Annotated in this window: 10 protein-coding genes and 1 pseudogene; 3 read left to right on the top strand and 8 right to left on the bottom strand. The window is 72.8% G+C overall.

The genetic code is table 11. The annotated features are described in order from the left end of the window. Positions 1–15 precede the first annotated feature (15 nt). Positions 16–381, top strand: a pseudogene (locus ACWEN0_RS30715) (ester cyclase); the annotation flags it as partial. A 49-nt stretch (positions 382–430) separates the two neighbouring features. Here ACWEN0_RS30715 and ACWEN0_RS30720 read toward each other — a convergent pair. Further along, on the bottom strand, positions 431–1,402 hold the full coding sequence (locus ACWEN0_RS30720; protein ID WP_451981233.1) for an EamA family transporter: 972 nt from the start codon (positions 1,400–1,402) through the stop codon (positions 431–433). A 68-nt stretch (positions 1,403–1,470) separates the two neighbouring features. Between ACWEN0_RS30720 and ACWEN0_RS30725 the strand changes: the two genes are divergently transcribed. Next, entirely contained in the window at positions 1,471–2,328 is an 858-nt protein-coding gene (locus ACWEN0_RS30725) for a LysR family transcriptional regulator (protein WP_451981236.1), read from the top strand. On the opposite strand, the gene ACWEN0_RS30730 is transcribed toward ACWEN0_RS30725, so the two are convergent. Beyond that, complete coding sequence (locus ACWEN0_RS30730; RefSeq protein ID WP_451981238.1) at positions 2,316–2,966, bottom strand: DUF998 domain-containing protein; 651 nt, start codon at positions 2,964–2,966, stop codon at positions 2,316–2,318. The genes ACWEN0_RS30725 and ACWEN0_RS30730 overlap by 13 nt on opposite strands. Before the next feature lie 209 nt (positions 2,967–3,175). On the opposite strand from ACWEN0_RS30730, the gene ACWEN0_RS30735 reads away from it, so the two are divergent. Then, complete coding sequence (locus ACWEN0_RS30735) at positions 3,176–5,635, top strand: M14 family zinc carboxypeptidase (RefSeq protein WP_451981241.1); 2,460 nt, start codon at positions 3,176–3,178, stop codon at positions 5,633–5,635. A 62-nt stretch (positions 5,636–5,697) separates the two neighbouring features. Here the strand turns inward: ACWEN0_RS30735 and ACWEN0_RS30740 are convergent, their stop codons facing one another. From ACWEN0_RS30740 to ACWEN0_RS30765, 6 genes are all read right to left on the bottom strand, one after another. After that, positions 5,698–6,318: a LysE family translocator gene (locus ACWEN0_RS30740; RefSeq protein ID WP_451981244.1), complete on the bottom strand. Its 621-nt coding sequence runs from the start codon at positions 6,316–6,318 to the stop codon at positions 5,698–5,700. A gap of 84 nt (positions 6,319–6,402) precedes the next feature. Beyond that, on the bottom strand, positions 6,403–7,497 hold the full coding sequence (locus tag ACWEN0_RS30745; RefSeq protein ID WP_451981247.1) for a J domain-containing protein: 1,095 nt from the start codon (positions 7,495–7,497) through the stop codon (positions 6,403–6,405). Between the two features lie 403 nt (positions 7,498–7,900). Then, complete coding sequence (locus tag ACWEN0_RS30750) at positions 7,901–9,484, bottom strand: AMP-binding protein (RefSeq protein ID WP_451981250.1); 1,584 nt, start codon at positions 9,482–9,484, stop codon at positions 7,901–7,903. A 169-nt stretch (positions 9,485–9,653) separates the two neighbouring features. Next, complete coding sequence (locus ACWEN0_RS30755) at positions 9,654–10,370, bottom strand: transporter substrate-binding domain-containing protein (RefSeq protein ID WP_451981253.1); 717 nt, start codon at positions 10,368–10,370, stop codon at positions 9,654–9,656. A gap of 48 nt (positions 10,371–10,418) precedes the next feature. Beyond that, entirely contained in the window at positions 10,419–11,417 is a 999-nt protein-coding gene (locus ACWEN0_RS30760; protein ID WP_451981256.1) for an aldose epimerase family protein, read from the bottom strand. Between the two features lie 68 nt (positions 11,418–11,485). Beyond that, positions 11,486–12,724: a PucR family transcriptional regulator gene (locus tag ACWEN0_RS30765; RefSeq protein WP_451981259.1), complete on the bottom strand. Its 1,239-nt coding sequence runs from the start codon at positions 12,722–12,724 to the stop codon at positions 11,486–11,488. Positions 12,725–12,789: the final 65 nt, after the last annotated feature.

Raw genomic sequence — 12,789 nt, forward strand, 5'->3', positions numbered from 1 at the left:
ATTTAAGGGAATGCGATGACCGAGTTCGACATCCCCGCCCCCGAGGTCCTCGCGGCGCGGCAGAAGCTGGTGCTCGACCACTTCCGCGACGAGGTCGCCCAGGACTGGGACGCGACGCTCTCGACGTTCCCGCACCCGCACTACGAAGTGATCGCGACCATGACGGTGCACGACGGCGACCGCGCCGTCCGGGGCTACTACCACGACACCCGCGTCGCGTTCCCCGACCAGCACCACGAGCTGATCGCGCTGCGCCACAGCGCGGACGCGGTCGCCGTCGAGTTCTGGCTGCTGGGCACGCACCTCGGCCCGCTCGGCGCGATCCCGCCGACAGGCTCGGCGTTCCGCGTGCGCATGACGGCCTACTTCGTCTTCGACGGCGACGAGAACCTCGTGTGCGAGCGCATCTACTTCGACACGCTCTCGATGCTCAAGCAGCTGATCGGCGGGGTGGACAAGAAGAACCCGAAGAACTGGCCGTTGCTGCTCCGGGTCGCGCGCGGCTTCCTGGCGATGTCGGGGGAACGGCCGGACCCGCGGCTGACGGAGACGACGGAACCGGTCCTGCGGCAGGTCTGACCACCGCGACGACGTTGACCACGACGATCACGCCGATCGCCGCCCAGGAGAGCGCGTCGAGGCGCTGGCCGAGGACCACCCAGCCGACCAATGCGGCCAGTACCGGGTTCACGCTCATCACCGTGCCGAACACCGAGGCCGGGACCTGCCGCAGCGACAGCAGGTCGGCGAGCATCGGGACCGCCGACGACAGGACGCCGGCGGTCACCGCGGCCAGGACCGCGCCCACGCTCGGGCGGTGCGCGATCATCGCGAAGACGCCGACCGGCAGGTAAGCCAGCCCGGAGGCGCCGGCGGCGGCCGCCGAGCCCGCGACGCCGGGGATGCGGGCCCCCACCGCGCGGTTGAGCAGTATGTAGCTCGCCCAGCACGCCGCCGCGAGCAGCGCCAGGCCGATGCCGAGGTAGTCCGTGCTCGGCCGCGGCCGCACCAGGACCACCACCGCGGCCGCCGCGGCGAGCGCGCAGAGCAGGTCGCCGCGGCGCCGCGACCCAGCGAGCGCGACGCCCAGCGGGCCGAGGAACTCCAGCGTCACGGCCAGGCCGAGGCCGATCCGGTCGACCGCGCTGTACAGCGCCAGGTTCATCGTCCCGAAGACCAGGGCCAGGGTCAGCACGAGCCGCCACTGGGCCGCGGTGAACCCGCGCAGGCGTGGCCGCCCGGTCGCCAGCAGCACCGCGGCCGCGACCCACTGGCGGACCGCGACGACCCCGGCCGGCCCGAGCTGCGGGAAGGCCAGGGCCGCGACGGACGCGCCCACCTGGTTGGCCAGCCCGCTGCCCGCCATCAGCGCCGCACCGCGCCACCGTCCTTCGTTCGCCATGCCCCGACTATCGGCCCGGCCGACGCATACGCAAAATGCATCCGACACGCCGGCTATACGCTGGACGTATGGATGCCTCGCTGGAGCTGCGCCACCTGCGGCACTTCGTCGCGGTCGTGGACACCGGGAGCTTCACCGACGCCGCGACCGAGCTGGGTGTCTCGCAGGCCACGGTGTCGCGGACGCTGCTCGCGCTGGAACGGGTCCTCGGGGTGCGGCTGCTGCACCGCACGAGCCGGACCGTCGAGCCGACCACGGCCGGCGTGACGGTCCTCGCCCGGGCCCGGGTGCTGCTGGCCGACGCCGAAACGCTCGTGCACGAGGTCACGACCGGCCACGCCCGGCTCCGGCTCGGGCACGCGTGGTCGGCGGTGGGGCGGCACACCACGGAGTTCCAGCGGCGCTGGCAGGACCGGTACCCCGACGTCGAGCTGCAGCTGGTCCGGACCAACACGGCGACCGGGGGACTGGCCGAGGGACGCTGCGACCTGGCGGTCGTCCGCACCGCCGTGGACAGCCACCGGTACGCGCACGTGCTCGTCGGCCGCGAACGCCGGTACGTCGCCCTCGCCTCGGACGACCCGTGGGCGCGGCGCCGCGTCATCCCGTTCGCCGAACTCGGCGAACGCACGCTCGTCGTCGACCGGCGCACCGGGACGACGACGCCCGACCTGTGGCCCGAAGGCGCGCGCCCGGCGGTCGAGTACACCCACGACATCGACGACTGGCTGGCGGCCATCGCGACCGGGCGCTGCGTCGGCGTCACCCCCGAGGCGACCGCGGCGCAGTACCGCCGCGACGGCATCCGCTACCGGCCGCTGCGCGACGCGGACCCGGTGCCGGTCCGGCTGATCTGGCGCCACCGCGACGCGCACCCGGCGACGCACCTGGCCGCCGCGTTGCTGACGGAGCTCTACCGCGGCTGAGCGCGGGCCGGCGCCAGCAGGGTGCCCAGCGCCACCAGTTCCGTCAGCGCCATCCCGCGCTCCACCAGGCCCAACGGGATGAGCGTCCACCAGCGGCCGCCCTCGACCGCGGCCACGACGACCGCGCCGAGGATCACCGCGAACCAGCCCAGCGACGCGATCGCGAGCACGCGGGCCAGCACCCGGCGGCCGGGGGAGTCCGGGAACGCCGTGCGCGAAGCGACCAGCACCGCCAGCGGGAGCGCGACGAACGCCACCACGCTCGCGATCCGGTGCAGTGTGCCGCCGAAGTCCGCGCGCGAGACCGTCGCCCAGTCCGGTTTCGGGAAGGCCACGATCACCAGCAGCCCGACCGTCCACAGTGCACCCAGGACGGCGGCGGCCGCCGGCAGCCGCCGCTCGTGGTGCAGAGCCGCGAGCCCCGCGGCCGAGCCGAGCGCGACCAGCACCACGGCGACGTCGAACACCCACTTGTGGTCCGACAGCCCGTATTCGCTGATGGTGCGGCGGGTCGCGCTGATCTCGTCGGTCGGCGGGATCACCTGCAGCAACAGCACCAGCGCGGCGCCGAGCACGAGCGCCGCGATGCCGCTCAGCGAGACCGCGACCGGCGTCCGTCGCGCAGGGACCGTGACCATGAACCGACAGTAGCCGACGCCGGGTTGAACTCCCGGTGAAATGTCCTTTTGGGTGGCCAAAGGTGTCAAGACGGGGTGAAGGCTGTACGACTTACGGCGGTTACCGGAGCCGGTTTTCGTCCATTACGGTCACTCGCTACCGGTACGTCCGTGCTGTGCCGGCCTCGTCAAGGAGGTCTTTGCCTGTGGGGAATTCACCAAGAAGACTGGTGCTGACGGCGTCCGCCGTCGCACTGGCCGCGGCGTTCGTCGCGTTGCCGTCCGGCACCGCCGGCGCGGCGCAGAACATCCTGCGCGCCGACAAGTCGGTGCCGCGCTCGTGCTTCGCGAAAGTGCTGCCCAAGGGCACCTCGGGCACCGACCAGCGCGAAGTGACGTCCACTGTGGACGGCCTGGTCCAGGCCCGGCTCATGGCGGCGTCGGGCGTCGAAGGCGACTGGGACATCGCCGTGTTCGACAAGGTGACGGGCGGCGTGGTCGCCGCTTCCGCCGCGTTGCGCACCCACGAACTCGCCGAAAGCTTCGTGAAGAAGGGCCAGCAGCTGGTCGTCCAGGGCTGCCGCTACGGCGGCTCGGCCGACCGGGCCCAGCTCGGCGTCGACTTCCTGGCGCTGACCCCGCAGGGCACGCCGACCGCCGCGCAGAAGGCGCAGCTGGTCCGCGTCCAGACCCCGACCCGCGCCGACAAGACCAAGCTGACCGGCCTGGGCCTCGACGTCACCGAGAAGGGCGACGCTACCGGCGTCGAAGTCGTGCTGGCCGATGACACCGACCGCGCCACGCTCGCCAAGAGCGGCCTCAAGTCGACCGTCGTCACGGCCGACCTCTCCGCCAAGTCCGTCGCCGACGCGAAGGCCGACCGCGCGTACGCGGCCGCGACGCCCAAGTCCGTGCTGCCCTCGGGGCGCACCAGCTACCGCCACCTCTACGACTACGAGTACGAGATGAAGGAGCTGGCCCGGGCCAACCCGAACCTCGTCTCGGCGTTCACCATGCCGGAGTCGACCTGGGAAGGCCGCGACGTCATGGGGCTGGAGATCGCCACCGACGTCAAGAACCTCACCGACGGCAAGCCGATCGACTTCACCATGGGCGTGCACCACGCCCGGGAGTGGCCGGCGGGCGAGCACGTCATGGAGTGGGCGTACGAGCTGATCAACGGCTACTCCCACGACAACCAGATCCGCGGCCTGGTCGGCAGGACACGCAACATCGTCGTCCCGATCGTCAACCCGGACGGCTTCGACATCTCCCGCGAAGCCGAGCCCAAGGGCGACTTCACGCGCTTCGACTACGAAATGAAGCGCAAGAACTGCAACGTCAGCGACTCGCCGCCGCAGTACGCCACCGGCGTCTGCAAGGCCAACCCCGCCGGCCGTGTCCGCGGCACCGACCCGAACCGCAACTACGCCGGGTTCTGGGGCGGCAGTGGCGCCGAGATCGCCTGGAGCGGCGACACCTTCCGCGGCTCCGCGCCGTTCTCCGAGCCGGAGTCGCGCAACATCCGGTCGATCGTGTCGAACCGCCAGGTGACGAACCTGATCACGTGGCACACCAACGCGGCCCTGGTGCTGCGCCCGCCGGGCGTCGCCGACGTGCGGCCGCCGCTGGAGGAGCCGGTCTACAAGGCCCTCGGCGACAAGATGGCGTCGCGCAACGGCTACACCAGCGAGCCGAGCTGGGCGCTCTACGACACGACCGGCACCACCGAGGACTGGTCGTACTGGGCCACCGGCGGCTGGGGCTTCACCATCGAGGTCGGCGGCGCCGGCTTCCACGAGGCCTACGAGACGGCCGTCGTCGCCGAGTACGCCGGGCTGGCCCCGACGACCGGCGCGGGCAAGGGCGGCAACCGCGCCGCGCTGCTCGACATGCTGGCCAACACCGCCGACCCGCAGGCGCACTCGACGCTGATCGGCTCGGCGCCGAAGGGCTACCAGCTGAAGCTGCACAAGACGTTCCAGACGCCGACGTCACCGGTGATCCAGGCCGACGGCACCACCAAGCCGCCGATCTACGTCACCGACAACCTGAACTCGACGTTCACGACGACCGGCGGCCGGTTCGCGTGGTCGGTCAACCCGTCGACCCGGCCGTACGTGGCGGGCCGCTACGGGCGCGACCCGCAGGGCCCGGCGCAGCAGGGCTTCGGAGTGACCAACCCGGCCGGGGTGCCGCCGATCAACCAGAACTACCCGGCCGACCCGGCGGGCGACACGTTCACCTTCCACGTGAACGGCCTGCCCCAGGTCGACAACGGCAAGTTCAGCGTGAACATCAACTGGAAGAGCAGCTCGACCGACTGGGACCTGTTCGTCTACGACTCGGCGGGCAACCTGGTCAGCTCGTCGGCCAACGGCGGCACGACCTCCGAGCACGCCGTGCTGTTCGACCCGCCGGCCGGCGACTACAAGGCGGTGGTGGTCAACTACGACCAGGCCGACCCGAACGCCGTCGACGACTGGACCGGCGACGTGTCGTTCGCCTCGCCGATCCCGCCGACGTACGGGCCGAAGGAGGCCTACCAGCTGACCTGCACGTCGCCGAAGGGCAAGCTGGTCGGCGTGGCGGACGTGTACGCCGACCGCGGCCAGACGGTCGACGTCGGCGAGGTCTGCACGGCGTCCGCGCACGCGCAGAAGCAGCGCGCCTCGGGCGGGGCACGGTAGCCGGCTTCTCGTTCGTGAAGGCCTCCTCGCTCGCGCGGGGAGGCCTTCACGGCGTTACGGCGTTACGGCGTTACGGCCAAGGCGACGCCGAGGACGACGAGAACGGTGCCGACAACGCGGTTGAGGGCGGGCTTGGCGCGGGCGTACCAGCGCTGGGTCGCGGGGGAGGAGAAGAGCAGGGCGACGCTCAGGTGCCAGCCGGTCGAGGCGACGACGATGAGCCCGACGGCGGCGGCTTTGACGGCCGCGGGTTCGGCCGGGGGCAGGGTCGCGGTGAGCACGCTGCCGAAGAACGCCGCCGCCTTCGGGTTGGTGAGATTGCTGACCACGCCCCGGCGGAAGAGCGCCGCGGGCCGCCGGTCCGGCGTGCCGTCGTCGCCCGGCTCCTCCGGTGCCCGGGCGCGCCACCACAGCCGAACGCCCAGCCAGGCGAGGTAACCGCCGCAGACCACGCGAAGAGCCGTCGCCAGCCAGGGTGCTCCGGCCAGCACGGTTCCGAGCCCGAACACGGCAACGGCGGCCAAAGCCCCACCGGCGGCGACCACCCCGAGGGCAACGGCCACGGCAGCGCGCCGCGTCCCCGCGGCGGCGGTGTGCGCGATGAGGACGAAGTTCGGCCCCGGCGAGATCGCTGCCGGGAGGTAGGCGAGCAGCACGGTGCCGAGGGTGGCGACGGAGTTCACAGGGCCTGGCCGGGCACGCAGGTGTGGGTCACACTCCCCAGCCTGACATGGCGGGCGAGGAGTTTTCGTCGTGGCCTCCGCACCTCAAGCCGCGCGGCCGCCTCCGCCGACTACCTGGTCGCGCATGGTCCGCAGCGCCGCGTGGTCCACAGTGGACGGTTCCGCCGCGAGCCATTCGCCGATCTCGTGCAGGAACTCCTCCGGGGTCATCGGGGCGGCCGGCAGGTCGGCCGGGTCGGCCGTGGTCAGCTCGCCGCTGCGGCTCGGGTACACGATCATCGCGCCGCGCAGGGACACTCCCGGCAGCAGCTCGCGGTAGGCCGCGAGGCTCTCCGCCAGCCGGCTGCCGCCGCCGCGGAAGGGGCGGCCGTTGCGCAGCAGGCGGCCGTCCTCCGCCGTCTCGTAGTGGCCTGGCAGCCACAGCTTCGACTCGATGAGCACCAGGCGCTTGCCGCACAGCACCGCGTGGTCGACGTCGGCGAACACCGAACCGGGCCAGGCCAGGCCGTGGAAGATGCGGGCGCCCGGCAGCCGGGTCAGGTAGGTCTCGAGCAGGTCGGCCGTCAGCCGCTCGGCCAGCTCGTCGCGCTCGGTGCCGGGCGCGCCGAACACGGTGCGGCCGCCGAACTCCTCGGCGTACGCGTCGCGCGCCTTGCTCGCGCGCAGGTAGCCGCGGGCCAGGCGCTGAACGAGCACCGCGGTCCCGGCGGTGAGCAGCAGCCAGACGATGAGCACCGGGGTGCTGAACCCGACGCCGGTCACCAGCGGCAGCAGCACGAGCACCATCCCGCCGACCGCGGCGACCACCGGCGTGTGCCCGGGCCCGCGACGGCGGCCGTGGCGCATCCGCGTGTCCTGGCCGGCGAAGTGCCACCAGCTGAGGTCTTCGGCGTCCAGCTCCGGCAGGTCGGGGACGAAGCCGGGCTCGTCGCCGAAGCGCCGCCGGGGCCGCGGCCGGACCGGGACGGGCACGACGGTCGCGCCGCCGGAGTCGTACCGCGCGCGGGCGACCGGGTCGCTCAGGACGTCGTAGGCCTCGCGGAGCAGCCGGAACGTGCCGACCGTGCCGCCGCCGTCGGGGTGCATGGTCTTGGCCAGCCGGCGGTAGGCCGTCTTGACGTCGGCCGCCGTGGCGTCCCGGCGGACGCCGAGCACCTCGTAGTAGTCGACCTCGGGCACGCTGGCGTTCACCTCCGGATGGCTGCGCGAAGACTTTATGGGGTGGCGGCGCGGGGTTCTCCACCGGCTCCGCGGCGCGTCGGGGTGATGCTCCTCCGGTCCAGGTCAGGGCGGTGTCCGGGTTTTCACCGCTGACCGCCCGCCGGTGCCGGGGTCGGTTGTCATGGGGACGCCAGGGGGCGGTTCCGTGGTCCGTGAGTGTCCATTGAGGACTGAATGTCGCCCGGAAGAGGGGTAACGGGCCGGGTTTCGTGGTTGCGGTGACGTTCCGTAGCCGGAATTCAGCCGAAGAGACGCGAACAAGTGTTCGAATGCGCGGGTACGATGGAGGCATGTCCCCGGCACCCCACGAACGTGACGGGCCCACCGCCACCCCACCTCGGCAGCGGGCCCGTCACCCCCGTCACCGCTCGCGCAGCAGGTATCGCTGCAGCTTGCCGCTCGCGTTGCGCGGCAGGGCGTCGATGAACCGCACCCGGCGCGGGTACTTGTACGGCGCCGCAACGGCTTTGGCGTGCTCCTGCAGGGCGTGCACGAGGTCCGGGCCCGCGGTGGCGCCCGGCCGCGGCACGACGAAGGCGGTCACGACGGCACCGCGGTCCGGATCCGGGGTGCCGACGACCGCGCACTCCTCGACGTCCGGGTGCGTCAGCAGCACCTCCTCGACCTCCGGGGCCGCGATGTTGTAACCGGAGGAGACGATCATGTCGTCGCTGCGCGCCACGAACCGGAAGTAGCCGCCGGGCTCGCGGACGTAGGTGTCGCCGGTCAGGTTCCAGCCGTCGCGCACGTAGTCGGCTTGCCGCGGGTCCTCGAGGTAGCGGCAGCCGGTGGGGCCCCGCACCGCGAGCTGCCCGGGCGTGCCGTCGGGCACCGGCGTGCCGTCGAGGTCCAGCACGGCGGCGCGGAAGCCGGGCACGACGGTGCCGGTCGTGCCCGGGCGGACGGCGTCGTCGGCCGCGGAGATGAAGACGTGCAGCATCTCCGTGCTGCCGATGCCGTCGATGAGCGGCCGGCCGACGACTTCGCGGTACTGCTCGGCCACGGCGGCGGGCAGGGCTTCACCGGCGGAGACGGCGCGGCGGACCCCGGCGAGCAGGGGGCCGTCGCCGGAGCCGAGGATCGCGCGGTAGGCCGTCGGCGCCGTGAAGAGCACGGTCACCGCTCGCTCGGCGACGATCGCGGCCAGTTCCCGGGGCGTGGCGCGCTCGAGCAGGAGCACGGACGCGCCCGCGTGCAGCGGGAACACCAGCAGCCCGCCCAGGCCGAAGGTGAAGGCCAGGGGCGGGGTGCCGCAGAAGACGTCGTCCGCCGTGGGCCGCACGACGTGCCGGGAGAACGTGTCGGCGATGGCGAGCAGGTCGCGGTGGAAGTGCATGGTCGCCTTGGGTGTCCCGGTGGTGCCGGAGGTGAAGGCGAGCAGGGCGACGTCGTCGGCGGCCGTCGGCACGTCGGCGAAGGCCGCCGGGTGCCGTGCGCAGCGTTCGGCGAGTTCGGTGCCGTAGGCGACGACGGGCAGTCCCGGCGGCAGCTCGCCGAGCAGGTGCTCGTCGCACAGGGCGACGGCCGGCTGCGCCCGGTCGGCGATCTTGTCGAGCTCGTGGCGGCGCAGCATCGGCATCGTGGAGACGGCGACCGCGCCGGCCTTGAGGACGCCCAGCCAGCACGCCGCGAGCCACGGCGTGTTGGTGCCCCGCAGCAGCACGCGGTTCCCGGGCACGACACCGAAGTCGGCGGTGAGCACGTGCGCGATCCGGTTGGCGCGCGCGAGGACTTCGCCGTACGTCCAGGTCTCGGCGGGCGAGCGCAGGCACGGCCGGTCGGCGCCGAACCGCTCGACGGCGCCGTCCAGCAGTGCGGTGGCGGCGTTGAGCCGGTCGGGGTACCGCAGCTCGGGGAGGTCGAAGACGAGCCGCGGCCACTGTTCGAAGGGCGGCAGCCGATCACGGCAGAACGAGTCGGTGTGCGCGCTGGCGGTAAGCCTCATCGCAGCTCCTCGGGTCGGCATCGCCCTGCACCAGGAGAAACGTAGCACTCGTTGCGACCGTCGAGAAGACGCGATAGCGCATCCGTGACGGCGGCGACGAGCAGGCGATACCGCTCCGTCGGCGCGAGACCGCGCACAGTGACAGGGGCACCCCTGCCGGTCGGGAGGCTCAGTCGGTCGCGGGCGGCGCGACGGTCGCGTCGGCCTGGCCGGCCCGGCGCAGGGAGTCGGCGACGAACCCGGCGGCCTTCAGCTCCTCGACCAGGTCACGCAGGAACGCAACGGTCTCGGGCTGCCGGTCCGGCGTCGTTGCGACGGCCTGCTGGATCTGCATGAACCGCTCGTCGATCACCCGGGTGCCCGGGTGTGCGGCGGCGTAGGCGGTCATCGGCTGCCGGATCCCGGCGGCCACCTCCAGGCCCTGTTCCTCGAACGCGACCACGCCGTCCGCGCGGCGCACGACCGTCGCGTGCTCCAGCGTCCGCGTGAGGAACAGGTCGTAGGCGGACCCCTCCTTGACGCCGACCCGGACACCCGGCTGGTCGACCTCGGCCGGGGTCGACAACGCGGAGCTGTCCGGGACGACGTACACGCCTTCGATGACCACATACGGCGCGGTGAACGCGACCTGCGCCGCCCGTGCCGGTTCGATCGCCAGGAAGCAGAGGTCGGCGGCGCCCGACGTCAGCGCCTCGAACGACTTCCGCGCCGCGTCGAAGCAGGCGAACGCCACCGGCACGCCGAGCCGCGCGGCCACCTCGCGCGCGAGGTCGACGGTGACGCCGCCGGGCGCCGCGGGCGTCCCGTTCGCGAGCACCGGGTTCCCGAGGTTGATCGCGGCGCGGAGCACCCCGGTGGGCGCGAGGTCGGCAACAAGGTTTCCCATGATCGGCGAGGGTAACGGCGAACGCCGCGCTCCCGGGCCGGGTGTTGCTCACGCCACCGGCGGCTCGTCGGCCGTGGTCAGCTCGAACTCCGTCTCCTGGTGGTAGACCTCGCCCGGGCGCAGGACCGTGGTCGGGAAGTCCGGCCGGTTCGGCGAGTCCGGGAAGTGCTGGGCCTCCAGCGCGAACCCGGCGCCGCGGTGCGGCAGGCTGCCGCCCGCGTAGAACTGCAGTCCCGGCTCGGTCGTCCGCATCGTCAGCAACCGGCCCGACGTCGGCTCCCACGCCCGCGCGGCGTACGGCGCGCCGTCGTCGAGCACCCAGTTGTGGTCGTAGCCGTACTCGCCGATCCGGGCGCCGCGGCGGAAGTCGAACGGCGTGCCCTCGACCGGCACCGGGTCGCCGTCCGGGATGAGGTCCGGGCCCGTGGGGCAGTAGCGGTCCGCGGCGATGGACAGCCAGTGCGCGGAGACGTCGCCGGTGCCGGCCAGGTTCCAGTACGTGTGGTTGGTGAGGTTCACGACCGTCGGGGCGTCCGTGGTCGCGCGGTAGGTGATGTGCAACCGGTGGTCGAGGCGGTAGGTGACCTCGGTGGTGAGCCGGCCGGGGAAGCCCTGGTCGCCGTCCGGGCTGACGAGCGTGAGCCGCAGGCCGCCGGGGACCGGGGCCGCCGACCACACCCGCGTGTCGAACCCGGCGGGGCCGCCGTGCAGGCAGTTCTTCCCGTCGTTCGCCGGGACCCGGTGGAGGACGCCGTCGAGGACGAACGCGCCGCCGGCGATCCGGTTCGCGAACCGGCCGATCAGCGCGCCCAGGAAGACGCGGGCCGCGCCCGGCTGGTTGCCGGCGACGTAGCCGTCGAGGCCGGGGTACCCCAGGACCACGTTGGCGGCCCGCCCGGTGCGATCGGGTGCTTCGAGCGACTGGACGACACCGCCGTAGTCGAGGACGCGGACGGTGAGCCCGCCGGGCCGGCTGAGCGTGTAGCGGTGGACGTCGGTGCCGTCGACGCGGCCGAAGGGCTCCCGCGTGACTTCGGTCTGGGTCATCCGCGCATCCTCCCGCGCTGTTAGCGCTAACAGCATGCGGGAGCGCGTGTCGCACGGTCAAGACCCGGTCAGTGGCCGGCTTCCCGCGGCTGCGTGCCCAGCAGCTGGTGCGCCCGCAGCGCCATCTGGATCTCCAGGCGCTGCGCCGGATCCGCCAGCCGGTCGCCGAAGAGCCCGCTCAGCTGGCTCACGCGGTACCGGACCGTCTGCGGGTGGATGCCCAGCGCCTGCGCGATCTCCGGCGTGCTCCCGTTGTGCTCCAGCCAGCTCAGCAACGTCTCGGCCAGCCGGACCTGCTGCTTCACCGTCAGGCTCGCGAACGGCGCCAAGGTCTTCGCCGACAGTTCGTCGAGCAGGAACCGGTCCAGCAGCAGCCAGTGCGTCGCCAGGTGGTCGGCCGTGTGCGTTACGGCCCCGTCGCCGGCCACGCCGCGGCGGACCAGGCCGAGCGTCCGGCGCGCCCACAACGCCGACGTCGCCGCGTCCGCCGGCCGCACCCGCGGGCCGACCGCCGCGCGCCAGCCGCCGAGCCGGCCTTCGAGGCCGCGCAGGTCGCGCTCCGGGTTCGGGGTCAGCAGGCACGGTTCGGTGCCTTCCAGGTCGAGCAGCACGTCGTCGGCGACCTGGGGCGCCGGGGTGAGGTGCTGCTCGGTGCGCGGGTCGAGCGCGACGACCGTGACCCACTCGGGCATCGTCCACTTCGCGGCCTTCGCCATCGTCGCGATCGTCGCGGGCGACGACGGCGGCGTGGCCAGCAGCAGTTCGAGCAGCCGGCGGCGACGGCGTTCGAGCGTGCCGGTCGCCATCGCCTGCGCGAGTGTGTACCCCTCCACCGAGTAGGACGAAATCTCTTCCACGTAGGCGAAAATCGCCTCCGCGCCGACGCACAGGACGGCCGCCGGGAAGCGGTGGGCCTGACCGAGCTCGGCGATGTACCGCCATGCCGCCCGGCCGCCGGCGCGGTAGGCGGCCTGCAGTGAGTTGAGGCTGCCGCCGTCGTGGTGAACGCGCTTTCCCACGTCCAGGAACAACTTCGGCCAATCGTCCTCTGTGGACCCGACGTCGTCGATACTGTCGATGCAGCTGACGACCGCCTGCTCGATGGCCAGCACGATCATCTTCCCGAACTCGCCTTCGAGGGGCTTGGCGTATTCGGGCACGGCCCGCTGGATCTCCTCGAGGATCCGCCGCGCGAGGGGGTCGGCGTGCGGCCGGAACCGCCGCGCGAGCTCGGCCGGCAGCGAGCACCACAGCTGCCGCGCCCGGCCGGTGCCGCGGGGGTGGGGGACGGTGATCGTCCGGGTCATGGCCACCCCTTTCCGCATCGGCGCGAAGGTCATGTACGCACACGGAAACGAGATCCGCAACCGCC

Source organism: Amycolatopsis sp. NPDC004378 (genome assembly GCF_053602455.1).

Excerpts from the sequence above, each read along its gene's own strand:
- ACWEN0_RS30725 (WP_451981236.1), top strand. The coding sequence starts at position 1,471 with ATGGATGCCTCGCTGGAGCTGCGCCACCTGCGGCACTTCGTCGCGGTC.
- ACWEN0_RS30760 (WP_451981256.1), bottom strand. The coding sequence starts at position 11,417 with ATGACCCAGACCGAAGTCACGCGGGAGCCCTTCGGCCGCGTCGACGGC.
- ACWEN0_RS30765 (WP_451981259.1), bottom strand. The coding sequence starts at position 12,724 with ATGACCCGGACGATCACCGTCCCCCACCCCCGCGGCACCGGCCGGGCG.
- ACWEN0_RS30730 (WP_451981238.1), bottom strand. The coding sequence starts at position 2,966 with ATGGTCACGGTCCCTGCGCGACGGACGCCGGTCGCGGTCTCGCTGAGC.
- ACWEN0_RS30755 (WP_451981253.1), bottom strand. The coding sequence starts at position 10,370 with ATGGGAAACCTTGTTGCCGACCTCGCGCCCACCGGGGTGCTCCGCGCC.
- ACWEN0_RS30750 (WP_451981250.1), bottom strand. The coding sequence starts at position 9,484 with ATGAGGCTTACCGCCAGCGCGCACACCGACTCGTTCTGCCGTGATCGG.
- ACWEN0_RS30720 (WP_451981233.1), bottom strand. The coding sequence starts at position 1,402 with ATGGCGAACGAAGGACGGTGGCGCGGTGCGGCGCTGATGGCGGGCAGC.